The sequence below is a fragment of the Nocardiopsis sp. NPDC049922 genome, from assembly GCF_040660275.1.
GTDB lineage: Bacteria > Actinomycetota > Actinomycetes > Streptosporangiales > Streptosporangiaceae > Nocardiopsis.
The window spans coordinates 399,297-425,343 of record NZ_JBFAME010000004.1 but is presented as its reverse complement, the minus strand read 5'-3'; the positions used below and the strand labels follow the sequence as shown (position 1 = coordinate 425,343).

The window sequence follows — 26,047 nt, the reverse complement described above, 5'->3', positions numbered from 1 at the left end:
TCTCGGTTCTCCTTGTCGTTCCGGAGGGCCATGCCCATCATCCCGGCTTTCGGTCACGCTCGGGACTCATCCTCGTTCGGTGTTCCGGCGTTCACCGCCCGTCCACCCGCGGGCGACGCGTCCGTGCCTGCGGGCCGGCGTTCTCCGCGACCAGGTCACGCGCCACGTCCACGACCTTCTTCCGGTTGCGCTGGGCGACCTCGCGCAGCGCCGTGAAGGCCGTGTCCGCGTCGCAGGCCCGCGCGTGCATGATGATCCCCTTGGCCTGGTCGATCACCGTGCGCGCGGACATCGCCCGGCGCATGTGCGCGGTCTCGCGGGCGACGTCGGCCTGGCGGCCCACGCTGATCAGGGCGACGGCCGCGTGCTCGGCCAGCAGGGCGGTGAGGGGGGCCACGACGTCCTCGTCGAAGGCGTCGGCGCGGCCGGAGTGCACGCCGAAGGTCACGACGCGGTCGTCCTCTCCCTCGTCCCCGGGGATGAGGCTGGGCTGCGTGACCGACGAACGGTCGCCGCACTGCACGGCCATGCTCGTGTACCGGGGCCAGCGGTGTTCGCGCAGGACGTCGCCGACGCGCACCTGACGCATCTCGCGCACCGCCTCCACCGTGGGCCCGTGGTCGCTGGTGTACTGGTGCTCGAAGGCCTCGGACAGGTCGGCGTGCGAGGCGCCGTAGTCGGCGACGACGTGCCGGACGGACCCGTCGGGCCCCGTCACCTCCCGCCAGACCACGACCAGGGCGGCGGAACACCCGGGGACGCCCAGCGCGGCGGCCCGGCTCATCTGGTCCAGGGCCCGTTCGAGGGTGGTGTTCTCGGTCTGGGCCAGTGCCCCGATGTCACGGGCCAGGCGTTCGATCCACACCGTGCCACCTCACTTCCGCGCTCCCTGCCCCTGCTCCACGGTAACCCTGGTGAGCGCAACCCCCCGCATCCGTTAGCGTCGGTGAGTGACAACGGTGTCAGGGCCCCGGTGACGGGTGCCGCCGAAGACGCGATCGACGACGACGGAGACCTGAGCGTGTCGGAGAACCTCGCGGGGCTGCGCAGGGAGATCACCGCTCTGGGTGAGCGGGTGTCCGCCCTGGTGAGCACCCATGCCATGTATCCCGACGACGCCCGGGGCACGGCCGAGGCGGCGCTGGCGGAGCTGGAGTACGCCGAGCGCCTGCTGGGCGAGGCGGACGACCTGCTCGGCCGCGCCCAGTCCGAACAGCCCGGACCGCGGCGGTCGGGTGACGACGGCGACCGGATACTGCTCCGCGCGATGTTCGCGGAGCTGAGCGTGCCCGTGGTGCTGCTCGACCACGACGGCTACATCCGACGGATCAACAACGCCGGGGCCGCCCAGCTGGGCAGCGCGCCCGGCTACCTCACCGGCAAACCCCTCGCGCACTTCGTCGACCTGCGCAAACGCGCGACGATGCAGTCGTGGTTGGCCTCGGTGCTGCGCGGTGACGGACCCGCCTCCCTGGAGTCGCGCCTGGCCCAGCGCGGGTGGGCGGAGGACGTGCACCTGACCCTGACGCGGCTGGAGTTGCCCACGGAGGCGCAACCGCTCGTGCTGGTGGCGATGTCGCCGCCGATGAGCGGGTCGGAGGAGGAGGGTCCCGCCCCGCTGGAGCCGGAGGTGGAGGACCAGGTCGTGGTGCTGGCCGCCCGGCGGCTGGACGTGCTCACCCGGATGACGCGGCTGCTGCTGCGCAGCGCGGGCCCGGGCGGCCGGGGCGAACCGCTCGCGCTGGCCGACGCCGCCGGACTGCTGGCGGACTCCTACGCCGACTGGGTGATCGTGGACGTGTGCGACCTGCCCACCGACCCCGGCGCCGCCAGGCGCGCGGCGGTGGCGGGCCCGCCCGACGCCCCCGAGGAGCTGACGCGGGAGGTGGCGGCGGCCGCGCCGTGCGACTCCGACATCCCCCGCGACGTCCTGGGCGGCGGCCAGTCGCTGCTGTTCCCGCTGATCGAGGACGAGGGCGTCCTCGGCCACGCCGCGTCGGGCGCGCCGCTGCTGGCGGCGCTGGGCGCGGGGTCGCTGCTGTCGGTCCCGCTGCGCGGCAGCCGGGGGGTGCGGGGCGCCCTGACGCTGATCCGGCGCAGCAACCGGGGCAGTTTCCGCCTGGCCGACCTGGGGCTCATCGAGGAGATCGGCGAGCACATCGGCCTGGCGCTCCCGCCGCGCCCCTCCGCCTGACGCGATCCGCCGCGCCCCGGGCCGCGACCGGGGCGGCACACCGCCGCGGCCACGCCGACGGCCGGGCCCGCGAGGGCGCGGTCAGGAGGGGCCGTGGAGCGTGTCGACCAGCGTGGACAGCTGCCCGACGGAGCGGTCCAGTCGGCGCACACCGTCCACCAGGGGCTGGTCGGCGTCCTGGTAGTGGGCCACGATGTGCTCGCGCAGCGCGGCCAGGTCGCTCTGGACCTGGCGGGAGCGGTGCGCCAGCCGCTCGGCCAGGACCTTGCCGGGCTCGCCGGTCTCCTGTCCGAGGTCGCGTTGCAGGCTGCGCGCCTGCTCGCGCATCTGCGCCTTGAGCTGGTGGAGTTCGACGAACACCTCGACCTTGGACCGCAGGACCCACGGGTCGAACGGCTTGAGCAGGTAGTCCACCGCGCGGGAGGCGTAGCCGCGGAAGACCTCGTGCCGGTCGACCTCCTGGGCGGTCAGGAAGATGATCGGCACGTCCTTGGTCTTCTCGCGCTGCTTGATGTGCGCGGCGGTCTCGAAGCCGTCCATGCCCGGCATGACGACGTCGAGCAGGATGACCGCGAAGTCGGTCCCCAGAAGGTGCTTGAGCGCCTCCTCACCCGAACTGGCTCGGACCAGGTTCTGGTCGAGGGAGGTGAGGGCCGCCTCCAGCGCGATCAGGTTCTCTTCTCGGTCGTCGACGAGAAGGATGTTGGCCTTCTGGGTCACTACGCCTTACTCCAGGTCCTCTGTCGGGGCGGCGCCGGTGTCGCCCGTGTCCGCGTTCGGCTGGTCCCCGCCGTCGGTGCGGGTGTCGTCGTCCGTGGCGCCATTGTGCCCCCTGGGGGACTCGGGCGCGTCGTCGAGCCCGGATCCGTCGGCGTCGGCGGCGTTGGCGGCGGTCTCCGCCGGGCCGGCGGTGAGCCAGCGGCGCATGACGTCCAGCAGGTGGTCCAGGTCGACGGGCTTGGTGACGTAGTCGGTGGCGCCGGCCGCCAGGCTGCGTTCCCGGTCGCCCTGCATCGCCTTGGCGGTGAGGGAGATGATCGGCAGGTCGGCGAACTGGGGCATGTCCCGGATCGCCCGGGTCGTGGCGTTGCCGTCCAGCTCGGGCATCATCACGTCCATCAGGACGAGGGAGATGTCCTCGTTGGCCTCCAGCATGGCGATGCCCGAACGGCCGTTGTCGGCGTACAGGACCTCCAACCCCTGGGCCTCCAGGGCGCTGGTGAGCGCGAAGACGTTGCGCACGTCGTCGTCGACGATCAGCACCCGCTGTCCGCTGAGGACGGCGCGGCGTTCGGGATCGGTCCTGGCCTCGACCCGCTCCTGGCCGGGCGCGGCCTCCCGCTCGCCCTCGGCCGGGGCGGCGGGTTCGGGCGTCTTGAGCACCGGGACGCTGGGCAGCGGCTCGTTGCCGATGTCGGTGAGGGCGGCGAGCGCGGCGTCGAAGTCCTCGTCGGGCATGACGTAGTCGCCGTCGGTCCCGGCGTCGCCGTGCGCGTCCCGGCCGGGGGCGGGCTCCAGCGCCGGGACGGTGTCCACGCCGACGACGTCCTCGCCGCGCTCCACGGCCTCCTCGCGCAGCCGCACCGGAAGCAGGAGGGTGAAGGTGGAGCCCTGGTTGGCCACGCTCTGGACACGGATCTCACCGCCCAGGAGCCGGGCGAAGTTGCGGCTGATGGACAGTCCCAGACCGGTGCCGCCGAACCGCCGTGAGGTACCGCCGTCGCCCTGGTGGAAGGCCTCGAAGATCACCTGGAGCTTGTCCTCGGCGATCCCGATGCCGGTGTCGGCGACGGTGAACGCGATGACCTCCTCGTCCTCCACGAACATGTCGAGGTCGGCGTCGTCCAGCGCCCACGCGGGCTCGATGAGCAGCCGCACCTCGCCCTGCGGCGTGAACTTCACGGCGTTGGACAGCAGGTTGCGCAGGATCTGCTGGAGGCGCTGCTCGTCGGTCCACAGGGTGCCGGGGATGTCGGGTGAGACGTCCACCGCGAACGCGAGCCCCTGCTCCCCGGTGACCGGCCGGAAGGTGGCCTCCACGTAGTCGACGAGCTGGGCGATGGACACCTCGCTGGGCTGCACCTCGGCGCGGCCGGCCTCCACCTTGGACAGGTCGAGGATCTCGTCGATGAGCAGCAGGAGGTCGCTGCCCGCCTTGTGGATGGTCTGGGCGAACTCGACCTGCTTGGGCGTGAGGTTCTGCTCGGCGTTGTCGGCCAGGAGACGGGCCAGGATCAGCAGGCTGTTGAGCGGCGTACGCAGCTCGTGCGACATGTTGGCCAGGAACTCCGACTTGTACTTGGAGGAGACCTGGAGCTGGTGGGCGCGCTCCTCCAGGGCGTTCCTGGAGCGCTGGATCTGCTGGTTCTGGAGTTCGATCGCGCGGTTCTGGTTGGCCAGCTGGGTGGCCTTCTGGCGCAGTTCGGCGTTCTTGCCGCGCAGCTCCTCCTGCTGGCGCTGGAGCTCGTTGGACCGCTCGCGGAGCTGGCTGGTGAGCTGCTGGGACTGTTCGAGGAGGTACTCGGTGCGGTTGTTGGCCAGGATGGTGTTGATCGTGGTGCCGAGGAGGGCCACCAGCTGGCGCAGGAAGTTCTTGTGGATCTCCCGGAACTCCTCGTAGGAGGCGAACTCGATGACGCCGAGCGCGCGCTCCTCGGAGATGATCGGGAGGATGTACAGGTGCCGGGGTTCGGCCTGGCCCAGTCCGGACTGGACGGTGACGTAGCCGGGCGGGATGTTGCTGACCTGCTGTTCGGTCTGCTGCGCCAGTGCCTCGCCCGCCAGGCCGACGCCCTTGCGGATCCGGCGGCGGCTCTCGTCGGGGGAGAACCCGAACCCGGCGTAGAGCCGGAACACGTCCTGGTCGCCCTGGTCCTCGGGCAGGTAGCAGGCGCCGTGCTGGGCGTCCAGGAGCGGGGTCACCTCGGTCATGATGAGGCGGGCCAGCTCGTGCAGGTCCCGGTGGCCCTGGATGTGGCCGGAGATGCGGTTGAGGTTGGACTTGAGCCAGTCGGCGTCCCGCTGGGTGGCGGTGGTCTCGCGCAGGTTGGACACCATCAGGTTGAGGTTGTCCTTGAGCTCCTCCATCTCACCGCGCGTGTCGACCTGGATGTTGCGGGTCAGGTCGCCCTTGGCCACGGCGTTGGCGACCTCGGCGATCGCGCGCACCTGGATGGTCAGGTTGCCCGCCAGGCCGTTCACGCTGTCGGTGAGCTGACGCCACGTGCCCGAGACGCCCTCGACCTTGGCCTGACCGCCCAGCTGGCCCTGGCTGCCCACCTCGTGCGCGACACGGGTGACCTCCGTGGCGAACGCGGAGAGCTGGTCGACCATCGTGTTGACGGTGGTCTTGACCTCCAGGATCTCGCCCTGGGCGTTGACGTCGATCTTCTTCGTCAGGTCGCCGGCGGCGACCGCGGTCGTGACCTCGGAGATGTTGCGCACCTGCGTGGTGAGGTTGTGCGACATCGAGTTGACGTTCTCGGTGAGGTCCTTCCAGATGCCGGAGACGCCCGGGACGTCGGCGCGCCCGCCGAGCTTGCCCTCGGTGCCCACCTCACGGGCCACCCGGGTGACCTCGTCGGCGAAGGCCGAGAGCTGGTCCACCATGACGTTGATGGTCTCCTTCAGCTCCAGGATCTCGCCCTTGGCGTTGACCGTGACCTTCTTGGTCAGGTCGCCCGCCGCCACCGCGCGCGTGACCATGGAGATCTGCCGCACCTGGTAGGTCAGGTTGTTGGCCATCGAGTTGACGTTGTCCGTCAGGTCCTTCCAGACCCCGGAGACGTCGCGCACGTGCGCCTGACCGGCCAGCTTGCCCTCGGTACCCACCTCGCGCGCCACCCGCGTGACCTCGCTGGCGAAGGAGTCCAGCTGGTCGACCATCTTGTTGATGGTGTCCTTGAGGTCGAGCATCTCACCCTGGGCGTCCACGGTGATCTTCTTGCTCAGGTCACCCTTGGCGACCGCCGTCGTCACCTGGGAGATGTTGCGGACCTGGTAGGTGAGGCTGTTGGCCATCGAGTTGACGTTGTCGGTCAGGTCCTTCCAGATCCCCGACACGCCCTTGACGTTGGCCCGGCCGCCCAGTTTGCCCTCGGTGCCGACCTCGCGCGCCACCCGCGTGACCTCGTCGGCGAACGAGTCGAGCTGGTCGACCATGGTGTTCACGGTGTCCTTCAGGGCGAGCATCTCACCCTGGACGTCGACCTCGACCTTGCGGGTGAGCTCGCCCCGGGCGACGGCGGTCGTCACCTGCGAGATGTCCCGCACCTGATTGGTGAGGTTGTCCGCCATCGAGTTGACGTTCTCGGTGAGGTCCTTCCAGATGCCCTGGACCCCGCGCACGTTCGCGCGTCCGCCGAGCTTGCCCTCGGTGCCCACCTCGCGGGCGACCCGGGTGACCTCGTCCGCGAAGGTGGAGAGCTGGTCCACCATCGTGTTCACCGTGTCCTTGAGGTCGAGCATCTCGCCCTGGACGTCGATGGTGATCTTCTTGCCGAGGTCGCCGCGGGCGACCGCCGTGGTCACCTCGGAGATGTCCCGTACCTGGTTGGTGAGGCGGGAGGCCATCTGGTTGACCGACTCGGTGACCTCGCGCCAGGCGCCGGAGACGCCCTCGACCTGCGCGCTGCCGCCGAGCTTGCCCTCGGTGCCCACCTCACGGGCGACCCGGGTGACCTCCTCGGTGAAGCCGCTCATCTGGTCGGCCATCCGGTTCACGGTGGTGGCCAGGCGCAGCAGGTCGCCCTTGAGCTCGCCCCGGCGGCCCTCGGTGGAGGCACGGCGGCTGAGCTGGCCCTCGGCGACGGAGTCGAGGACGCGGGCGACGTCGGTGACGGGTTCGGCGACCTCGTCGAGGAGGTCGTTGAGGGCACGGGCGCTCTCGCCCCACGCGCCCCGGGAGGGGTTGACAGCGACGCGTTCGTGCAGGCGGCCCTCGTCGCGGACGACGTCGCCGACGCGTTGCAGTTCGCTGCTCAGCTGTTCGCTGTGGTCGACCACCTCGTTGAAGACCGAGGCGATCTCCCGGATCGTGCCGCTGCCGCGCTGACGGAGGCGCACGCTGAAGTCGCCGTCCCGCATGCGGTACAGGGCACTGAGAATCTCGTCGAGTTGTTCCTCAGCCAGTTCCTTGGCCGCGTCGGGCATCGAACCCCTCCCGCTGGTCTGGTCCACCTCGGCTTCCCGTCCGGTCACGCTACCGTCGCGCTCTACCACCCGAAAGAAGTGGATCTGTCGGTGACTCAGACTATCCGCCGAACGCGTTCCGCACAGGCCGGTCGCCGATCTCGTACGCACTGGTCCGGCCCTCCGCCGTATCCGGACCTCCGAGGCGGCGGCTCCGGCGTATCGTGGCAGTGGCAGCCCTACTCCCCGCTGCCCACGCCACGTTGACGAAGGACTTGCCCGGCTTGCCTGCACACGACGCGTCGAAGGTCGCCCGACGAGACTTCCCACCCGCTCCCGAGACCGCGGCGGCCGCTCGGGAGTTCGTCCACGACACCCTCCTGTCCTGGGGTGTGCCGGAGCCCTTCGACGACGTGATCCTCCTGGTCAGCGAGTTGGTGACCAACGCCGTGGTGCACGCGCGGTCGGCGCTGGAGGTGGCGGTCCGCCGGGTGGACGGGTCCATCGAGGTGATGGTGACCGACTCGGCGCCCGACCGCGCGGTCCCGCAGGCCGGGCCGTTGCGGGTGGACGCCGCGCCGTCGTCGGGCGACGCCCGGGGCGCCGGCCTCGGGCTGGCGCTGGCCTCGGCGATCGCCTCCAGTTGGGGGGTGAGCTACGGGCGCGACGACAAGGCGGTGTGGTTCCGCATCGAGGACACCACGCGCCCGACGTCGCCGTCGCTGGAGTCGCCGCCGGTGCGCGGCAGGGCGAACCGCCCGACGCGGCCGAGCACGTGGGCGTCGCTGGACGCCGCGCTGAACTCGCGACTGAACCTGCGGCAGCTGCTGGAGCGGACCGTGGAGCACGCCGCCACGGCGCTGGGCGGCGACGCCGCCTACATCGCGCTGGCGACCTCGGACGAGACCATGTGGGAGGTGCGGTCGGCGGTCGGGCTGACCAGTGACGACGCTCCCTGGCGGCCCCTGCGTGTGCGCACCGAGGAGGCGTTCCCGTCGGCGGCGCCGGAACCGGGGCCGACGATCAACGACGACCTGATGATCGCCCGCGCCAGCCGGGGTCGGCTCTCGCGTGCGGGGATGCGTTCCCTGGTGACCGCGCCGCTGATCGTGGACGGCCGGGTGACGGGACTGCTGGGCGTGGCGTCGAAGCGGACGCGGCACTTCGGTCCGGCGGCGGCGCAGCGGCTCCAGGAGGGGGCCGACCGGATCGCGCTGCCGGTCGAGCGGTCCCGACTGGCCGAGGTGGAGCTGAGCCGCCGTGCGTCGCTGAGCTTCCTGGCCGAGGCGAGCGACCTGCTGGCGGGCACGCTGGACGAGCGGATGACGGGGGCGCTGGCGGCGCAGCTGATCACGTCGCGCCTGGGCCGGTGGTGCGCCATCCACACCACCAACGACCTGGGCGTCTTCCAGCTGACGCACGTGGCGCACCGCGACGAGGACCTCAACGACGCCCTGCGTGAGCTGCTGTCCGGGCTCCCGCCGCGTGAGCAGCGCGAGCCGCGGCCGCTGTGGTCCCCGGCGGAGCTCGCCGAGGCGAGGCTGACGGAGAACCTGGCGCGGGATCTGTCGCAGGGACCGGCGATCAGCATCCCCCTGGTGGCGCACGGGCGCGCGCTGGGACGGATGACGATCGGACGGAGCGAGGCGGACGACTTCACCCGGGACCAGGTGGACGTGGCCGACGACCTGAGCCGACGCGTGGCGTCGGCGATGGAGAACGCGCGGCTGCACGAGCGGCAGGCGTCGATGAGCGTCGCGCTCCAGCGCAGCCTGCTTCCCGCCAAGGAGAAGGAGCCGGTGATCCCCGGCGTGGACCACGCGGTGTTCTACCGTCCGGCGGACGAGAAGAACGTGGTCGGCGGGGACTTCTACGACGTGTTCGCGGCCAGTGGTCGGTGGTGCTTCGCCGTGGGCGACGTGTGCGGCACGGGTCCGGAGGCGGCGGCGATCACCGGGCTGGCGCGGCACACGCTGCGGGCGCTGGCCAGGGAGGGGTTCTCTCCGGCCCACATCATGCAGCGGCTGAACATGGCGATCCTGGACGAGAACACCTCGACGCGGTTCCTCACCATGCTGTACGGGGAGATGACCCCGGCCACGGACGCCGGCCGGGGGATGCGGGTGCGGATGGTGTCGGCCGGGCACCCGCTGCCGCTGCGGCTGAACCAGAAGGGCGAGGTGTCGTCGTTCGGGTCGTCGCAGCCGCTGCTGGGGGCGTTCGAGGACGTGGGGTTCGAGAACGAGAGCGTGGAGCTGCGCCCGGGAGAGGTGGTGCTGGCGGTGACCGACGGGGTGACCGAGCGGCGGAGCAACTCGGACATGCTCGGGGACGAGGGGTTGAAGGAGATCTTCTCCGGGTGCGCGGGGCTGACCGCGCAGGCGGTGATCAGCCGGATCGACCGCGAGCTGGAGGAGTACGCGCCCGGCGGGCACACGGACGACACCGCGATGATGGTTTTGCGGTTGCTGTAGGTGGGCGCCGAACCCAAGGATTCGAGGCCTGTGGCCTGGTGAAGTCCCAGGTCAGGAAGTATGCGCCCCGCAAAGGCGGGGATGGTCCGGCGGCCAGCGGGTCAGGGAAGCTGGTCCGGGGATGCGCCCCGCAAAGGCGGGGATGGTCCCGACAGCGACAGGCCCACGAGGTTGCCCACCGTATGCGCCCCGCAAAGGCGGGGATGGTCCGCTGGCCGACCAACCCGAGCCGACGCGAGCGCGATGCGCCCCGCACAGGCGGGGATGGTCCCTTGATTTCTCCGCGCCGCTCCGGTCCGTCCCCATGCGCCCCGCACAGGCGGGGATGGTCCGTCGAGTGGTTTCCTCTCCCCTCCCCTCCCTGACATGCGCCCCGCACAGGCGGGGATGGTCCCTCGACGGTGTTCAGCAGCGACCGCATGCGGGCATGCGCCCCGCACACGCGGGGATGGTCCCCGCTCGGTGTTGGTGCACACCGGCCGCCACGGATGCGCCCCGCACATGCGGGGATGGTCCGGCACGGATCCCGGAATGACCCACGGGGCGACCGCCTCGGGGACGGGCTTCATCGGCGCGGCCCGCCCCCGAGGGGTCACCGTCGGTCGAGCGTGTCCGTGTAGCGAGGGTTGTGCATCACGCCCAGGACGTTGCCGAAGGGGTCGACCACCGAGGCGGCGAGAAATCCGGCGTCGCCCCTGGCGGTGACGGACTTGTACTGCTTGGCGCCCATGGCCAGCAGCTTCTCGAAGGCCGCCGCGAAGTCGTCGACGTGCCAGTAGACGATCGCCCCGCCGGGCCCGGACCGCGCGGCCGGGGGCGCGTACCTGCGGTCGATGATCTCCAGTTCGTGCTGGTGGTCGCCGATCCGGAACTGGACGTAGGCCGGGGAAAGCGCCCCGTGGCCGGAGCCCTCGAAGTATGGTTCGACGCCCAGCAGTTCGGCGTACCAGCGCGCGGCCTCGGCGACGTCGTCGGCCCACAGCGAGATGGTGGTCAGTCCTCGCAGCATGTCGGTTCCTCTCCCGATTCGCGCGCGGTGTCGATGAGAGACGCTACGGGGCAGGGCGGACAGGCACTGTCCTACCTTCGCTCAGAGCCAGCCCATGTCCTGGGCGGTTCGGATGGCGGTCATCCGGTTGTCCGCGCCGGTCTTGCCGATGGCGTTGGACAGGTAGTTCCGCACGGTGCCCTCGCTCAGGTGCAGCGACGTGGCGATCCGCGCGACGGTGGCCCCGTCGGAGGCCGCGCGCAGCACCTCGGTCTCCCGGTCGGTGAGCGGGCTCTCCCCGCCGACCATCGCCGCGGCGGCCAGGTCGGTGTCGATGTACCGCCCGCCGTCGTGCACGCGGCGGATCGCCCCGGCGAGCTGGTCCACGGGGGCGTCCTTGGCCAGGAAGCCCCGGGCGCCGGAGGACAGCGCCCGGCGCAGGTAGCCCGGGCGGCCGAAGCTGGTGAGGATGACCACGCCGCAGTCGGGCGCCGACGCCTTGAGCCCCGCCGCGACCTCCAGCCCCGTGGCGCCGGGCATCTCGATGTCGAGGACGGCGACGTCCGCGCCGTGCTCCCGGACGGCGTCCGCGACCTGGTCGCCGCGGCCGACCTCGGCGACGACGTCGAGGTCCTCCTCCAGGCCGAGGAGCGCCGCGATCGCCCCTCTGACCAGGTGTTCGTCGTCCGCCAGCACGATCTTGATCACGGCCTGCCCTTCCTTTGCGCCACGGTGGCAGATGGACGCTATCGTGCCGGGAAAGGCACCGTCACTTGGACTCGAAACCCTGCCATATCGGGCTCTCACCGTGCTCTAACCCGTGCGCTCCATGATGGATCCCGTCAGCAGGCATCGTCCCGCGAGTCGGAGGCTGAGTTGAACCCCAACGAACCCAGTGCAGGCACGGCGGCCGGGCCGGAGGAGCCCGAGCACCGCCCCGCCGAGCCCGCCGACCAGCCCGAGGCGTCCGGCGTGGCCGGGGAACAGTCCTCCCGGGACGACGGCGTCCACCAGACCACCCCGTTCGAGGGCGTGCCCGGGTCCCAGGCTCCGTCCGCGTCCCGCGGCCCGTCCGAAGCACCGGACGCGTCCGCCGCGGGGACCGGACCCCGGTTCGTCCCCACCGACCAGGCCCACGACTGGGCCACCGGACCTGAGCCGTCCGACCAGGCGGCCTACACCTACCCGTCGCCGCAGCAGCCCGGTGAGGGCGCCTGGGCCGGGGGCCAGCACGGCCCGTACGCCCACCACGCGGGCGGACCCGTCCCGCCGCACGGCGACCAGGGCGCTCCGGGCGACGGGTCGGCCTTCTCCGGCGGCCACGCGTCCTTCGGCGGACCCCACGGGCCGCACGGGCCCCACGGACCGCAGGGTCCGGGTGGCCCGCAGGGACCGCATGGACCGGGTGGGCCGCACGGCCCCGGCGGCCCCGGCGGCCCCGGACAGCCTCCCTTCGGCCACCAGGGGCTTCCTCCGGGCCAGGTACCGCAGCCCGGAAAGCCCCGTGGTGGTCGCGTCGTCGCCGTCGCGGCGGCCACCGCCCTGGTGACCAGCCTCATCGTGGGCCCGCTCGCCGCCCTGGGCACCGCCTACCTGCTGCCGGACGGGGTGTCGTCGCCGATCAGTTCGCTCAACGGCGAGCAGACCTCCACACCGACCGAGGGGGAGGTCGGCGAGGTCGCCGACGCCGTGCTGCCGAGCGTGGTGTCCATCGAGACCGCCAACGGCAGCGGGAGTGGCGTGATCATCTCCTCGGACGGCCAGATCCTCACCAACGCGCACGTCGTGGAGGCCGCCCGGGGCAGCGCCCTCCAGGTGATGTTCAACGACGGCTCGACGGCGTCCGCCCGGGTCCTGGGGGAGGACACGGTGTCCGACATCGCGGTGATCCAGGCCGAGGGCCGCGACGACCTCGAACCGGCGGTGCTCGGCGACTCCGACCAGGTCGGTGTGGGGGCCGACGTGGTGGCGATCGGCTCGCCGCTGGGGCTGTCCGGCACGGTGACCACGGGCGTGGTCAGCGCGCTCAACCGTCCGGTGAACACCGGAATCACCGAGGGCGAGGCGGGTCCCACCTCGACGGTGATCAACGCGATCCAGACCGACGCCGCGATCAACCCGGGCAACTCCGGCGGCCCGCTGGTGAACATGAACGGCGAGGTGATCGGGATCAACACCGCGATCGCCGGGATCTCGCAGGACAGCGGTTCGGTGGGCCTGGGCTTCGCCATCCCGATCAACCAGGTCCGGCCCATCGCCGAGCAGCTGGTCGAGGAGGGTTCCGCGAGCTACGCGGCGATCGGCGCGACGATCACCCGCGGCTCCGCGGGCGGCGCGGAGATCGTCGAGGTCAACGCGGGCAGCGCCGCGGAGGAGGCCGGGCTGTCCGCCGGAGACGTGGTGGTGTCCGTCGACGGTGAGACCGTCTCCTCCCCCGACCAGCTGATCGCCCTGATCCGATCGCACCGCCCCGGCGACGAGGTGACCTTCGGGGTCCTCCAGGGCGGCTCCGGCAGCGCGCAGGACGTGACGGTGACGCTCGGAGAGCAGAACTCCGGGTCCGGTGCCGACGGCATCGGCGACTGACCAGACGACCACGGTCGTCCCTCCCGAGGGGCGGTCCCGGGCATGGGGGTCCCGGGGCCGCCCCTCACCCATGTCCTCCTCACGGCCGAGGGGGACGGCGGAGGAGCCTCCACCGTTCCCTCGCGGCGAGCGGGGGCGAGTCCGTGCGCCGGCACGCCCCGAACGGTCGCGGGCGCACGGGTCCCCGGCTCCCGCGACCCGGGCGGCGACACACGTCCCCTCCAGGTCACCGGTGGATGACATTCGCGGGCACCCGCGCACACGAACGGACACGAGCGGACACGGAAAGTATCGTTCGCTGGGTCATGTGCTATCTGACCGGTCGCTCCGTCGTCACCGGGAGGTCGGTGTCGGTCAACTCGGGTGCTCCACACTCGTGCCTACTCCGCGCCCCGACGCCGCCCCCGCCCGCAGGTGAACACTCGATGTCGACGTCCTTCGTCTCCCCCGCCCCCTCCACGCCGCGGACCCCGCCCCGGGCCCTCCCCGGCACGCGTCCCTCCGACGGGGAGGGGCGCGGTGTCCGGATCCTCATCGGGACCGACACCTACCCGCCCGACGTCAACGGCGCGGCCTACTTCACCGCCCGCCTGGCCCGAGGGCTGGCCGAACGCGGTGTCTCGGTGCACGTCGTGTGCCCCTCGCCCGAGGGGCGGCCGTACGTGGTCGAGCGGGACGGGGTGGTCGAGCACCGGCTGCGGTCGATGCCCTCGCTCGCCCACGAGAGCGTCCGCCTGACCGTCCCGGTCGGGACGCGCGGGCACCTGGACCGGCTGCTGTCCCGGCTGCGGCCGGACGCGGTGCACGTCCAGAACCACTTCATCGTCGGCCGGACGCTCACGCACGCCGCGCGCGACCACGGTGTGCCGATCGTGGCCACCAACCACTTCATGCCGGAGAACCTGTTCGACTACCTGCACGTGCCCGAGGCGCTGCGGGCGCACGTGGCCCGCCTCGCGTGGTGGGACCTGCGCGCGGTGCTGTCGGGGGCCGAGCACGTGACGACGCCGACCCCCGCGGCGGCGCGGCTGCTGCGCGACCAGGGCTTCACCCGGACGGTCGAACCGGTCTCCTGCGGGATCGACCTCGTCCGCTTCAGCCCGTTCCGGGGCGGCGCTCCGGAGCGGCGGCGCCTGCGCGCCCGGTTGGGCCTGCCCGACCGGCGCACGATGCTCTTCGTGGGGCGGCTGGACGAGGAGAAGCGGATCGACGACCTGATCCGCGCCGCCGCCCGGGTGCCGGACGTCCAGCTGGCGCTGGTCGGGAAGGGCAGCTGCCGACGTCGGCTGGAGGAGTTGGCCGCCGCGGAGGGCTCCGCCGACCGGGTGAGCTTCCTGGGCTTCGTCTCCCACGCCGACCTGCCGGACGTGTACCGCTGCGCCGACGTGTTCACCATCGCCAGCATCGCCGAACTCCAGAGCATCGCCACGCTGGAGGCGATGGCGAGCGGGCTGCCGGTGGTGGCGGCGGACGCCATGGCGCTGCCGCACCTGGTGGAGGCGGGGCGCAACGGGTACCTGTTCCCGCCCGGTGACCACGAGACGCTGGCGCTGCGGGTGGCGGACGTGGTGGCCGACGACGGTCGGCGGTTGGGGATGGGCGAGCACAGTCGGCGCATGGCGGAGCGACACCGGTTGGAGGACTCGCTGGAGCGGTTCGAGCGGATCTACCGGGACGCCGCCCGGGGTGTTCCGGCCGGGACCCGGGTTCCGGGACACACGTCCGCGCGGGCGGCCGCGCTTCCCGGGGCCTGAGGGCCGGTCACCCCGACCCTTCGGGGCCCGACTCCTCGGGGGGCGTGAACGGCGGCAGGTGGAAGCCGACGACCGCGCCGCCGCCCTCGCGGTTGCGCGCGAACACGTCGCCGCCGTGCGCCCGGGCGATGTCGCGGACCATGGCCAGCCCGAGACCGGATCCGGGCAGGCCGCGGGCCTCGGTGGCGCGGTAGAACCGCTCGAAGATCCGGTCGAGCTGGTCGGGGGCGATGCCCGGGCCGCGGTCGAGGACCTCCACGGCACCCCCGCGCACGTGGATCTCGATCGGGGCGGTGCCCTCCGGGTCGAACTTGGCGGCGTTCTCCACCGGGTTGGCGATCGCGCGCTCCAGGGAGCCGGGGCGGCCCCACACGACGCTGGCGTCGGCGTCCACGACGATCTCCCGACCGGTGCGCCGCCGGGCCCGGACGGCGACGCGCTCGGCGACCTCGCCCAGGGTGACCGCGCTCTGGGGCTCGTCCTCCCGCTCACCGGTGGCCAGGCCGACGAGTTCGTTGACGAGCGTGGTCAGCTCGCGCGTCTCGCCGCGCAGGTCGTCGATGAGCCGTTCGCGCGCCTCGGGGCTGAGCCTGTCCACCCGGCCGAGCACCTGCACATTGGTGTACAGGCTGGTCAGCGGTGTGCGCAGTTCGTGGGCGGCGTCCTGGACGAGGCGGCGCTGCTCGTCCTTGGAACGCGCCAGGCGGGCGAGCATGGCGTCGAACGCGCTGCTGAGGCGGCCCACCTCGTCCTGACCGCCCTCCCCGGCGCGCTCACCGTCGCTGACCGGGTCCAGGCGTCCGGTGGAGCTGACGTACTCGGCGGCGTCGCTGAGGCGGACCAGGCGTTGGGTGGTCCGGTGGCCGACGAGCCATCCGGCGGCCGCGGCGGCCAGTGCGACGAGCAGGCCGGCCCACAGGATCTGGGTGGCGAGCCGGTCGATCATCTGCTCCACCGGGGACAGGCGCTGCACGAACTGGATGGCGCCCACCTCACTGCCGATGGAGACCGTGGCGACGCGGAACTCCAGGTCGTTGGAGGTCACCTCCTGGACGTCGGTGACGCCGGGGTCCGCGGAGCGGGCGATCTCCAGGGAGCGCTCGTCCGTGGGCAGGAGGACGATCTGGTCGGAGGCGGCGGCCGGGAGCCGACGGGTCCCGGCCGGGCTGAGGTACTGGGTCTGGAAGTGATCGTTGGTCATGATCACGAGACCGGTGACGACCGCGTCCGGACCCCCGGAGCCGTGTTGGGTGACGAGCTGTTCGGAGAGCTCCTCGACCGTGCGGTCGAACTCGTCCCGGGCGTCGGTGCGGATGAGCGACGCGGCGGTCGTGTAGGCGAGCGTGCCCACGAGCGCGATCGTCACCGCCGCGACCAGCGCGAACAGGACGGCGAAGCGGGTGCCCAGCCGCCAGTCGCGCGGCTGGTCGAGCAGCTCGCGCCACCAGGGGCGGGTCGTCCCGTTCCGGTTCGGCGTGTTCATGCGCGCAGTGTGTACCCGACGCCGCGGACGGTCTGGATGAGCGGCGGACCGCCGCCGCCCTCCAGCTTGCGGCGCAGGTAGCTGATGTAGACGGCGAGGTTCTTGGACTCGGGGCCGAAGTCGTAGCCCCAGATCCGGTCGTAGATCGTGGCGTGGTCGAGGACGATGCCCGCGTTGCGGACCAGGAGTTCGAGGAGGTCGAACTCGGTCTTGGACAGGTCGATCTCGCGGTCGCCGCGCCAGACGCGGCGGGCGAGCGGGTCGAGCCGCAGCTCGCCCGCCTGGAGCGGCCCCTCCGGTTCGCCCTCCTCGGTGACGGGGGCGGCGCGGCGCAGCAGGGCGCGCAGCCGGGCGAGGAGTTCGTCGAGCTCGAAGGGCTTGGCGAGGTAGTCGTCGGCGCCCGCGTCGAGTCCCGCTACCCGGTCGGGGGTCTCCACGCGCGCGGTGAGCATGAGGATGGGGGTGCGGTCCTTCTCGGCCCGCAGCACCCGGGTCACGCCCAGACCGTCGACTCCGGGCATCATCACGTCGAGGACGAGCAGGTCCACCGGGTCGGCGTGCACGGAGGCGAGGGCCTGGACGCCGTCCGCCGCCGTGCGCACCTCGTAGCCCTCCAGTTGGAGTGCGCGTTCCAGTGACTCCCTGATCGCCCGGTCGTCGTCGGCGACCAGCACGGTGGCCGCGGAGGAGGAGGTGGCTTCCATGCGCACATGCTCCCGTATCCGGGTGAGAGGCCGGTAAGAACCCGGTGAGGCGCGTGTCAGGAGGTGCGGCGGAGCCCGGCGGCGCGCCCCTTCCCCGCCACGACCAACGCCATCTTGCGGGAGGCCTCGTCGAGCATCTCGTCGCCGAGCATGACCGCGCCGCGGCGGTCGACGGTGGTGGCGTGCTCGTAGGCGTCCAGGATCAGCTCGGCGTGGTCGTAGTCCTCCTGGGTCGGGGCGTAGACCTCGTTGGCCGCCTCCACCTGGAGCGGGTGCAGGACCCACTTGCCGTCGAACCCGAGCGCCGCGGTGCGGGAGGCCGAGCGCCGGAAGGCGTCCACGTCGCGGATCTGGAGGTGGGGGCCGTCGACGGCCTGGAGACCGTGGGCGCGCGCGGCCGTGAGGATGCGCATGAGGACGTAGTGGTAGGCGTCGCCGGTGTCGTAGCCGGGCGGCTGCTCGCCGACGACCAGGCTCTTCATGTTGAGCGAGGCCATGAAGTCGGCGGGGCCGTAGACGAGCGACTCCAGGCGGGGCGAGGCGGCGGCGATCGCGTCGACGTTCGTCAGGCCGCGCGCGTCCTCGATCTGCGCCTCGATGCCGATCCGGCCGACCGCCAGCCCGACGGCGCGTTCGATCTGGGTGAGGAGGGTGTCGAGCCAGTGCACGTCGCGCGCGGAGGTGACCTTGGGCAGGACGAGGCAGTCGAGTGCCGCCCCGGCGCCCTCCACGACGGCGATCACGTCCCGGTACGCCCAGGCGGTGGACACGTCGTTGACGCGGACCGAGCGCAGCTTCCGGCCCCACCCGCCGTCGTTGAGCGCCCGCACGACGTTCTCGCGCGCGGCCTCCTTCTCCAGGGGTGCGACGGCGTCCTCCAGGTCCAGGAAGAAGGCGTCGACGTCCAGTCCCCGCGCCTTCTCCACGAACCGGGGGTTGGACCCCGGCACCGCGAGTACCGACCGCCGCGACCTGAGTTCACCCATCGCCGTTCCCGCTCCGCTCGACCGTCCGTGCCGCCGCCGTGTGGCGGACGCCCCGCCCGGTGCCGGGGCGCGGGGCTCATCATCGCACCGGGCGGTGCGTAGGGTGTGGTCCGGGGCTCCGACGCGCCCCGGAGAGCACGAGGACCAGGAGCGACCATGTCCGCCACGCGGTACCCGACCAGCGCCCACTGGGGCAGCTACCAGGTCGTCGTCGACGACGGCCGCGTGGTGGGCGTGCGCCCGGACCCCGACGACCCCGCGCCGTCGCCCGTGATGGGCAACACCCCGCAGGCCCAGCACCACGCCTCGCGCGTGGCGCGCCCGGCCGTGCGCCGCCGCTGGCTGGACCACGGGCCGGGGCCGGACCCGCGCCGGGGCGACCCGGAGGACGAGTACGTCGAGGTCGAGTGGGACACCGCCCTGGACCTGCTCGCGCGCGAGCTGGACCGGGTGCGCGGCGAGCACGGCAACGCCGCGATCTACGGCGGCTCCTACGGGTGGGGCAGCGCGGGCCGCGTGCACCACGCGCAGAGCCAGCTGCACCGGTTCCTCAACACGATCGGCGGGTACACGCGCTCGCGGACGACCTACAGCCACGGTGCCGTGGAGGTGCTCATGCCCCGGCTGCTGGGCACGCCGGGCGCCAACCGTCTGCTGCACCGCGCCCCGGCGTGGTCCCAGATCCGGGAGCACACGGAGCTGCTGGTGACCTTCGGCGGGTTGCGGGTGTCGAACACGTGGACGTCGTCCGGGGGGCGCGCCGCCCAGACCGCGCTGCCCGCGATGCGCGACGCCGCCGACGCGGGCGTGGAGTTCGTGTCGGTGTCGCCGCTGGCCGACGACACCGACAAGGGTGTGCGGGCCGAGTGGGTGCCGATCGCGCCGGGAACCGACACCGCCGTCCTGCTCGCGCTCATCCACGTGCTGTTCGCCGAGGGGTTGGCCGACACCGCCTTCCTCGACCGGTACACGGTGGGGGCCGACCGGCTGCGCGCCTACGTGATGGGCGAACGCGACGAGCGCGGGCGTCCCGGCGGGGTGGCGCGCTCCCCCGAGTGGGCGGAGGGGGTCAGCGGGGTTCCGGCCGACCGGTTGCGGGCGCTGGCGCGGCGGATGGCCGAGCGCCGGACGCTGGTGAACGTGGGCTGGTCGGTGCAGCGTGCCCGGTACGGCGAGCAGCCGTTGTGGGCGGGGCTGGCGCTGGCGTGCTGCCTGGGTCAGGTGGGACTGCCGGGTGGCGGGTTCGCGTCGGGGTACGGGTCGATGGGCAACTACGGCGGCGGGTCGACGCCGCTCGGTCTGCCCCGGATGCCGCAGGGCGACAACCTGGTGGACGCGTTCATCCCGGTGGCGCGGGTCGCGGACATGCTGCTGAACCCGGGCGGGCGCTACCGGTTCGACGGCGCCGACCTGCGGTACCCGGACGTGCGGCTGGTGTACTGGGCGGGCGGTAACCCGTTCCACCACCACCAGGACCTGGCGCGGCTGAGTCGGGCGTTCGGCCGGGCGGAGACCGTGGTGGTGCACGAGACGCACTGGACGGCGACCGCGCGCCACGCCGACATCGTCATTCCGTCGACGACCGTGCTGGAGCGCGACGACCTGACCGCGAGCCAGGGCGACCTGACCGTCCGCGCGATGCCGCGCGCGGTGCCGCCGCACGGGCAGGCGCGCGACGAGTACGACACCTACGCCGACCTGGCCGAACGCCTGGGTGTGCGCGAGGAGTTCACCGAGGGCCGGACGAGCGGTGAGTGGCTGCGGCTGATCTACGGGCGCTGGCGGTCGCTGGTGGCGCGCCGGGGGTTGGAGGTGCCCGACTTCGACGCGTTCTGGGCGCGCGGCCGGGTGGAGATCCCGGGGCGGGTGGAGGACGAGGCCCTGTTCGGGGAGTTCCGCGAGGATCCGGACGGGCGGCCGCTGCGGACGCCGAGCGGGCGGATCGAGCTGTTCTCGGAGACGATCGCGTCGTTCGGGTACGAGGACTGCCCGGGCCACCCGGTGTGGTTGCCGGGTCCGGCGGTCGGGGCCGGGGACGGTGCATGGCCGCTCGTGCTGCTGGCCAACCAGCCCAGCGGGCGGCTGCACAGTCAGCAGGACATGGGGGCGTACAGCCGGTCGCAGAAGGTCCGCGAGCGCGCGCCGCTGCGGATGCACCCGGACGACGCCCGTGCCGCCGGGGTCGCCGACGGTGACGTGGTACGGGTGAGCAGCCCGCGCGGTTCGTGCCTGGCGGGGCTGGTGGTCAGCGACGCGCTGCGCCCGGGGGTGGTGCAGCTGTCGACGGGGGCCTGGTTCGACCGGTCGGCGGCGGGGGTGACCTGCGCGCACGGGAATCCGAACGTGCTCACGGAGGACGTGGGGACGTCGTCGCTGTCGCAGGCGTGCACGGGGCAGCTGACGCGGGTGCGGGTGGAGCCGTTCACGGATCCGCTGCCGCCGGTGCGGGCCTTCGAGCCGCCGCGGGGGGTCGCGTCGGCCTGACCGCGCGCGTTCCCGGCTCAGTCGGGCGGTAAGGGCCCGGCGATTCGTTGCGCGGCCCTCGGTCCACAGGTCGGGGCCCCGGCCTGGCGCACCGCGAACCGACACGGTTCCCTTGATAGAGGGGGGACGCTCACGTCGCCAGTTCCGACATGCCCGCCATGTCCGGCCCCACCCACGAGAACCTCAGGTGTGGGGGTGGGACCGGACAGCGCGTGACGTCACGCCAACAGGGTCACCACGTGGCCGAGCAGCGTTCCACCCACGAGCGCGGCCGTGTAGGAGGCGGCGCGGAACAGCAGGCCCCTTCCACGCCAGCGACGCCGGGACCGGTGGCGGCCTCCACCGCGGGGCGTGGGGTTCGGTTCCCGTACGGGAACGGTCGGCCTCGGTCCGACCCGGCCCCTCCGCTTCTCCTCGGCCACCAGCATCCATGCGGGCAGGATCCCGTGTTCGAGCCGGTAGGCGACCCGGGGGCTGCCCTCCATCTGGGCCAGCAGCCGGTGTTCCCGGGTGAGCGGGGTCGCACCGGCGGGGCGGGAGAAGCGGCGGCCCCTCGGTGCGTCCAGCACCGCGCGCATGCGCGGATTCACCGTCGTCGTGCTCATCGAAGCGCCTCGCTCTCCGTCGCCTCCACGGAGAACTCGGCCCACACGGCCGTGCCCAGGGCGGCGCAGAAGGGGAACGGAACCACCGGATAGGTGCCCCAGGCCCGCGCGAGGGTGTCGACCAGGAACAGGCCGCGTCCGCGTTCGGCGCTCATCCACTCCGCCTCGGTCCGCTGGCTCGGGATCCGGGGTTCGCTCTCACGTGCTCCGTCGTCCACGACGACCAGCCGCAGGACTCCCGGTTTCGGAAGGAAGAGGGCGCGCAGCACCCGGCCGTCCGGCTCTCCGGATCGGGTGTGCTCGATGGCGTTGGCGGTGATCTCGCTGGTGCACAGGGTCATGCGCTCGACCAGTTCCTCGTCGAACCCGGTGAGGTCGGCGCGCAGGTCAGCGCGGATCGTGGACATCCGGTCGAGGGTTCCCGGGTAGATCCGTGCCCTCCACAAGGTCACGGAGGGCGTCGAGTGCGGCACAATGGGCATGTCGGCGTTCGCTTTCTGTGTCTAGATGGGAATGCGTGTCGGCCTGCTCTGGGGGTGCTTCGACTCACCCGCCAGAGCCTTTTCGTGTGACCGCGTCAGCGCGCGATCGTGGAGAGCGTGGTGAGACCACCGACGCGGTTCGCCTCGCTCCCGCTGCCGATGGCCTTGGGGGAAGGGTTCGGCTCCACACCGTTGGCGGCGTCGGCCAGCAGGGCCAGCGAATCGGCCACCGACAGCGCCGCCCCGCACAGGTCCTCGAAGAGGTCCGAGAACGCCTGGATCTCGCTCGGCGCGGTGATGAGCTGCCCGTCGCCGTAGGGGGCGACCACGTGGGCGACGGTGTAGGCCGGTCCCAGCGACAGGAGCCGGAACGGACCCATCGGGCAGGGGTGGTCGGCCACGCCGTGCGGGATGACCTGGAAGCGCAGCCCGCTGCCGCGGATCGCGTTGACCAGCCGTCGCAGCTGTTCCCGCATCACCTCGGCCCCGCCGACCAGGGTCCGCACGGCGGTCTCGTTGACGACCACGCGCAGATCGCCCGACCGGTTCCACAACCCGCCCCGCCGAGCCGTGTTCCCGGCGAACCGCCGGAGCGCGGTGCCGTAGTCGTGGGTCTGGAGTGGCACGGGGATGGTGCCGGGGCTGAACTCACGGATGGTGCGGGCGCTGGTGTCCAGCTCGTACGGGCTCGCGCCACCGACCAGGTGGGTGCTGATGGTGGCGCGGGCCCAGGCGTTCGTCAGGCGGCCCTTCGCCCCGAACCTGCGGTCGAGGTAGTCGACGGTGCAGCGGGCCGGGACCGTCGCGCCGCTCTCGATCTCCCGGAGTTCCTCGGCGCTGAGGACCTCCCGCATCGCGAGGTCGTTGTGGGCGAGCCCGGCCTCCGCGCGGAACCGCGCGACCCGCTCCCCGAACACCTCCCACTCGCTTCGCTCAGCCCCGCTCTCGAATGACCTCGTGGGACCGTGTCCGCTGCTTCGACGGGTGGAGTTCGTCATCTGACCTCGATTCTCGCGATGATGCAGGTCAGCGAGGCGCATGAGGCGACGAGCATCCTTTCCTCAAAGCACCCCACCAGGAGACACCCAGCCACTACCCTGAGCAATGAGCTGAGTACTGACATCATGGATCGCAAACTGCGATTAATTAAGGGATCGTGAGCAAACTCTTGCGACTTCTCCGGGGTTGGAGGGTTACGATCGGTCCATGCGCCGACCCCGTACCCAAAGCCCCAGCGTGCGCCGTCGCAGACTCGCCGCTGAACTCCGCAAGCTCCGCGAGCAGGCGGGGCTGACCGGCGCAGTCGCCGCCAAGACCCTCGGCTGGCAGCATTCCAAGATCACCCGTATCGAACGGGCAGATCAGGGCATCAACCAGCCCGACCTGGCCAAGCTCCTCGACCTCTACAACGCCGCGGATCGGTGCTACCGAGATGCGCTCATGCAGCTCGCGAAGGAAGCGAGGCAACGAGGCTGGTGGTCGGACTATCGTGACGTCTTCGGTCCCGGAGCACTGCCCGACTTCGAGGCTGAGGCATCGACCATCCGAACCTTCGAAGCGCAGGTCATCACCGGCCTTCTTCAAACCCCCGACTACGCGGCTGCCATCTTTCGCGGAGGCGCGGCGCATCCTGCCAACGTCGTCGAGCGTCACGTACAAGCCAGACTGGAACGCCAGAGGATCCTGGAAGGCGTGCACCCAGCCAAGCTGTACGCGATCCTCGACGAGGGAGCCCTACGACGCGTCGTCGGAGGTCCTGATGTCATGCGTGAGCAACTTCAGCACCTCATCAACTCGGCCACCAGGCACAACATCGACCTTCGCGTGCTTCCCTTCACCGCAGGAGCCCACGCCGCGATGCTCGGATCCTTCATCCTGCTCGACTTCGAAGATCCTCTGGACCAGACGCTGGCGTTTACCGAGTCGGTCACGACCAGCCAGTTCCTGGAGGAACCCCACCAAATCGAGAGGCACAATGACGTATACGGGCACCTACAGGGCTCGGCTCTGCTCCCCGGCCCCTCGGTGGAGTTCATCGAGCAGGTGATGCGTGATGTCTACACGTAGAAGGACACAAGTGATACCGATGTTCGACCTGGAGTTTCGCAAGTCCACCTACAGCGCCAACGCACAGGCGTGTGTGGAGGTCGCGGACACTCCCACCCTGCACGCGGTTCGTGACTCCAAGACCCTGGAGCAGTCGCCGCTCATGTTCGATCGAGCCGAGTGGCGCGCCTTCATCGACGCCACCCGCACGCACTACCTCTGACCAGACACGCAGCGGTGTCCCGGCCGTCTTCCACGGCTGGGACACCGCTGCGTCCTCCCCAGAGTGGGGGATCAGTCGAGTTCGCGGATGGCTCTCTCGATCAGCGATCGAGCCTCGGCACCGTACACCGCATGATCTTGGAGGCGGCCGAACGCGCGTAGGAACAGCACGATCTCTCTGGGCTGTGTTACCTGCATCTCGGCCGTCGTCGTCTCGACAACTGCCACCTTGTCGTCGAAGATCCAGGTTCCCTCACCAGGCCACATCCTGCGCACGGCATCCGGCGGGATCACCCCGAATGACACCTGAGGGAAGGTCGTGACCGCGAGCAACCGTTCCAACTGCTCACGCATCACGTCCACGTCGCCGAACCGAGCCTGGAGAGCCCAGTACTCGACCACGAACAGGAAGCGCTGTTTCCCTTCGTGAAGGAACCGCTGCCGGTGCAATCGGACATCAACGGCATCGTCAATCCGCCCGTCAGCACCATAGAAATCGTTCGCGATCCGTAGCACCGCGCGACTGTACGCAGCGGTTTGCAGGATGCCGGGAACCACGATCGACTCGTAGGAGCGAACCACGCTCGCCCCCTCGTGAAACCGGTCAAACGTCTGTTGCAGGTACTTGAGACCGCCTTTGAGGTGCTGCTGCCACTCGACCCACATCCCATCGATGCCTCGCAAGGTCGCCAGCAACTCCGGGATCTGATCCTCAGCGCCGCAGGCCGAGCACCAAAGCTTGACATCCCGTTCGGAGGGGTTCTGCTTTCCATGCTCCAACCGGGACACCTTGGTGAAGTGCATCCCGGTTGCGGCTGCGAGCTCCCGCCCCGAGAGCATGGCGTCCTTGCGGATCTCACGCAGGCGGGAGCCGAAGGCCGTCTTCGCATGACGGACCTGATCCGACACGTATCAACTCAAACGGGTTTGTAGTCGCGGTGCGGCACCGCGAGACTCCATGCCGAGTCGAAAGCCGCGCGGCACAGGTCGATATCACTCTGACTGGTCGATATGACGATGTCTTCTGTGGCACCTTCTCCCGAGTAGTGCATGAATACAACCTTGCACCCGTCGATCAGGTAGAAATCATTCCCCGGGAAGGGAATCGAGGATACAGACCGACGCGGCACCCATCTAATATCCTCACCCGCATCCACAAGCGGCTGCGTCACACTGTAAGCCCACCTCTGATATTCACTCAGTGGCTCTGAAACCACACATGCACGTCGCAAGACTTTTCCCTGCGCAACCCCACGACGCAGGGTGTCACACCAACCCTGAAGCCACTCGAAGTCATCCGGTTCGCCAGCAAGCCACTTCGAGAAGGGCTCGATCTCTGCCTGTGTTCCATACGCGTCCCGCGTCTCCATGTGAAGGCACTCGGATTCGAATTCCTCAAAGAGATCATGGAACTCTTGCTGGGTGATTCTCACTGGTCCCTCTCGGCAAAAAACTGGAGCATCCTGTCCGGGATCTCGACCACAGTCTCACCCTCAGGGATAGCCATCTCGACAAGGGCGTCCCGGTCGGTGACAACCCATCCCTGGACCAACCAGGAACCCCGATCAGTCTGGTACACCGTGGGCGAGCCGTTCGGCTTTGATTCCGGGTCCTTGCCCCTCAGCGTGATCCGCAACTTGTTGACTCCCTGTCCAAGAGCTACGTGACACGGCCCGTCAAGCCTCGCGTCCGCCACTCCTCACAGTCAAGGGTGTTTCACGAAGTTGCATCTCTCACCCTCATCTTCCTGGCGGTCTGGGGAACCCCGAGCCCGTGCAATCTCGTGAAACTTCATTGAGCCCCGAAAGACGACACCCGTAGCGTCGATACCACCTCCCGAGGCGGAACGCTCCGCGTTGTCCGTTCACCCTTACCGGGAACCTCATGCCGTCGTGCACCAAACTCGACG

At 71.0% G+C, this 26,047-nt stretch carries 21 protein-coding genes and 1 CRISPR repeat array; of the genes, 7 read left to right on the top strand and 14 right to left on the bottom strand.

What is annotated here, in order from left to right; all coding sequences use genetic code 11:
* Nucleotides 1–91 precede the first annotated feature (91 nt).
* Complete coding sequence (locus tag AB0I72_RS10915; protein ID WP_358565560.1) at nt 92–865, bottom strand: GAF and ANTAR domain-containing protein; 774 nt, start codon at nt 863–865, stop codon at nt 92–94.
* Between the two features lie 156 nt (nt 866–1,021).
* Here AB0I72_RS10915 and AB0I72_RS10910 point away from each other — a divergent pair, with 156 nt between their 5' ends.
* Nucleotides 1,022–2,194: a PAS domain-containing protein gene (locus AB0I72_RS10910; protein ID WP_358565653.1), complete on the top strand. Its 1,173-nt coding sequence runs from the start codon at nt 1,022–1,024 to the stop codon at nt 2,192–2,194.
* Nucleotides 2,195–2,275: 81 nt separating this feature from the next.
* Here AB0I72_RS10910 and AB0I72_RS10905 read toward each other — a convergent pair whose 3' ends face one another.
* Both AB0I72_RS10905 and AB0I72_RS10900 read right to left on the bottom strand, forming a co-directional pair.
* Entirely contained in the window at nt 2,276–2,914 is a 639-nt protein-coding gene (locus AB0I72_RS10905) for a response regulator (RefSeq protein WP_358565557.1), read from the bottom strand.
* Between the two features lie 6 nt (nt 2,915–2,920).
* Complete coding sequence (locus tag AB0I72_RS10900) at nt 2,921–7,345, bottom strand: HAMP domain-containing protein (RefSeq protein WP_358565651.1); 4,425 nt, start codon at nt 7,343–7,345, stop codon at nt 2,921–2,923.
* 263 nt (nt 7,346–7,608) lie between these two features.
* On the opposite strand from AB0I72_RS10900, the gene AB0I72_RS10895 reads away from it, so the two are divergent.
* Nucleotides 7,609–9,798 carry a SpoIIE family protein phosphatase gene (locus tag AB0I72_RS10895; RefSeq protein WP_358565555.1) on the top strand — a complete coding sequence of 730 codons (2,190 nt, stop codon included), beginning with the start codon at nt 7,609–7,611 and terminating at the stop codon, nt 9,796–9,798.
* A 60-nt stretch (nt 9,799–9,858) separates the two neighbouring features.
* Nucleotides 9,859–10,314: a CRISPR direct-repeat array (repeat unit 28 nt; unit sequence ATGCGCCCCGCACAGGCGGGGATGGTCC).
* A 76-nt stretch (nt 10,315–10,390) separates the two neighbouring features.
* On the opposite strand, the gene AB0I72_RS10890 is transcribed toward AB0I72_RS10895, so the two are convergent.
* Nucleotides 10,391–10,807 carry a VOC family protein gene (locus tag AB0I72_RS10890; protein WP_358565552.1) on the bottom strand — a complete coding sequence of 139 codons (417 nt, stop codon included), beginning with the start codon at nt 10,805–10,807 and terminating at the stop codon, nt 10,391–10,393.
* 81 nt (nt 10,808–10,888) lie between these two features.
* Nucleotides 10,889–11,494, bottom strand: coding sequence for a response regulator transcription factor (locus AB0I72_RS10885; RefSeq protein ID WP_358565549.1), 606 nt, complete (start codon nt 11,492–11,494; stop codon nt 10,889–10,891).
* Nucleotides 11,495–11,662: 168 nt separating this feature from the next.
* Between AB0I72_RS10885 and AB0I72_RS10880 the strand changes: the two genes are divergently transcribed.
* Both AB0I72_RS10880 and AB0I72_RS10875 read left to right on the top strand, forming a co-directional pair.
* The gene (locus AB0I72_RS10880; RefSeq protein ID WP_358565546.1) at nt 11,663–13,372 is read left to right on the top strand and encodes a trypsin-like peptidase domain-containing protein; all 1,710 of its coding nucleotides are present in this window, start codon (nt 11,663–11,665) and stop codon (nt 13,370–13,372) included.
* Between the two features lie 425 nt (nt 13,373–13,797).
* Entirely contained in the window at nt 13,798–15,126 is a 1,329-nt protein-coding gene (locus AB0I72_RS10875) for a glycosyltransferase (protein WP_358565543.1), read from the top strand.
* Nucleotides 15,127–15,133: 7 nt separating this feature from the next.
* Here the strand turns inward: AB0I72_RS10875 and AB0I72_RS10870 are convergent, their stop codons facing one another.
* From AB0I72_RS10870 to AB0I72_RS10860, 3 genes are read right to left on the bottom strand one after another with little or no spacing between them, the layout of a single operon-like run.
* Nucleotides 15,134–16,609, bottom strand: a complete 1,476-nt coding sequence (locus tag AB0I72_RS10870; protein WP_358565540.1) for a HAMP domain-containing sensor histidine kinase — start codon at nt 16,607–16,609, stop codon at nt 15,134–15,136.
* The gene (locus tag AB0I72_RS10865; RefSeq protein ID WP_358565537.1) at nt 16,606–17,313 is read right to left on the bottom strand and encodes a response regulator transcription factor; all 708 of its coding nucleotides are present in this window, start codon (nt 17,311–17,313) and stop codon (nt 16,606–16,608) included. Before AB0I72_RS10865 ends, AB0I72_RS10870 begins: the two co-directional genes overlap by 4 nt.
* A gap of 56 nt (nt 17,314–17,369) precedes the next feature.
* Nucleotides 17,370–18,299 carry a CoA ester lyase gene (locus AB0I72_RS10860; RefSeq protein WP_358565534.1) on the bottom strand — a complete coding sequence of 310 codons (930 nt, stop codon included), beginning with the start codon at nt 18,297–18,299 and terminating at the stop codon, nt 17,370–17,372.
* 156 nt (nt 18,300–18,455) lie between these two features.
* Here AB0I72_RS10860 and AB0I72_RS10855 point away from each other — a divergent pair, with 156 nt between their 5' ends.
* Nucleotides 18,456–20,783, top strand: coding sequence for a molybdopterin-dependent oxidoreductase (locus tag AB0I72_RS10855; RefSeq protein ID WP_358565531.1), 2,328 nt, complete (start codon nt 18,456–18,458; stop codon nt 20,781–20,783).
* A 218-nt stretch (nt 20,784–21,001) separates the two neighbouring features.
* On the opposite strand, the gene AB0I72_RS10850 is transcribed toward AB0I72_RS10855, so the two are convergent.
* The 3 genes from AB0I72_RS10850 to AB0I72_RS10840 all read right to left on the bottom strand — a co-directional run bounded on the left by AB0I72_RS10850 (nt 21,002) and on the right by AB0I72_RS10840 (nt 22,868).
* Nucleotides 21,002–21,388, bottom strand: coding sequence for a hypothetical protein (locus AB0I72_RS10850; protein ID WP_358565528.1), 387 nt, complete (start codon nt 21,386–21,388; stop codon nt 21,002–21,004).
* Nucleotides 21,385–21,870, bottom strand: a complete 486-nt coding sequence (locus AB0I72_RS10845) for an ATP-binding protein (RefSeq protein ID WP_358565525.1) — start codon at nt 21,868–21,870, stop codon at nt 21,385–21,387. The genes AB0I72_RS10850 and AB0I72_RS10845 overlap by 4 nt, the downstream gene beginning before the upstream one ends.
* A 95-nt stretch (nt 21,871–21,965) precedes the next feature.
* Complete coding sequence (locus tag AB0I72_RS10840; protein ID WP_358565522.1) at nt 21,966–22,868, bottom strand: Scr1 family TA system antitoxin-like transcriptional regulator; 903 nt, start codon at nt 22,866–22,868, stop codon at nt 21,966–21,968.
* A gap of 208 nt (nt 22,869–23,076) precedes the next feature.
* Between AB0I72_RS10840 and AB0I72_RS10835 the strand changes: the two genes are divergently transcribed.
* Both AB0I72_RS10835 and AB0I72_RS10830 read left to right on the top strand, forming a co-directional pair.
* Entirely contained in the window at nt 23,077–23,937 is an 861-nt protein-coding gene (locus AB0I72_RS10835) for a helix-turn-helix transcriptional regulator (protein ID WP_358565519.1), read from the top strand.
* Between the two features lie 19 nt (nt 23,938–23,956).
* Nucleotides 23,957–24,139 (top strand): DUF397 domain-containing protein, encoded by a 183-nt coding sequence (locus AB0I72_RS10830; protein WP_358565516.1) that lies wholly within the window; start codon nt 23,957–23,959, stop codon nt 24,137–24,139.
* Between the two features lie 71 nt (nt 24,140–24,210).
* Here AB0I72_RS10830 and AB0I72_RS10825 read toward each other — a convergent pair whose 3' ends face one another.
* From AB0I72_RS10825 to AB0I72_RS10815, 3 genes are read right to left on the bottom strand one after another with little or no spacing between them, the layout of a single operon-like run.
* Nucleotides 24,211–25,047 (bottom strand): helix-turn-helix transcriptional regulator, encoded by an 837-nt coding sequence (locus AB0I72_RS10825; RefSeq protein ID WP_075924678.1) that lies wholly within the window; start codon nt 25,045–25,047, stop codon nt 24,211–24,213.
* An 8-nt stretch (nt 25,048–25,055) separates the two neighbouring features.
* Nucleotides 25,056–25,571, bottom strand: coding sequence for a DUF6879 family protein (locus AB0I72_RS10820; RefSeq protein ID WP_358565513.1), 516 nt, complete (start codon nt 25,569–25,571; stop codon nt 25,056–25,058).
* Nucleotides 25,568–25,834 carry a hypothetical protein gene (locus AB0I72_RS10815; protein WP_358565510.1) on the bottom strand — a complete coding sequence of 89 codons (267 nt, stop codon included), beginning with the start codon at nt 25,832–25,834 and terminating at the stop codon, nt 25,568–25,570. The genes AB0I72_RS10820 and AB0I72_RS10815 overlap by 4 nt, the downstream gene beginning before the upstream one ends.
* Nucleotides 25,835–26,047 lie beyond the last annotated feature (213 nt).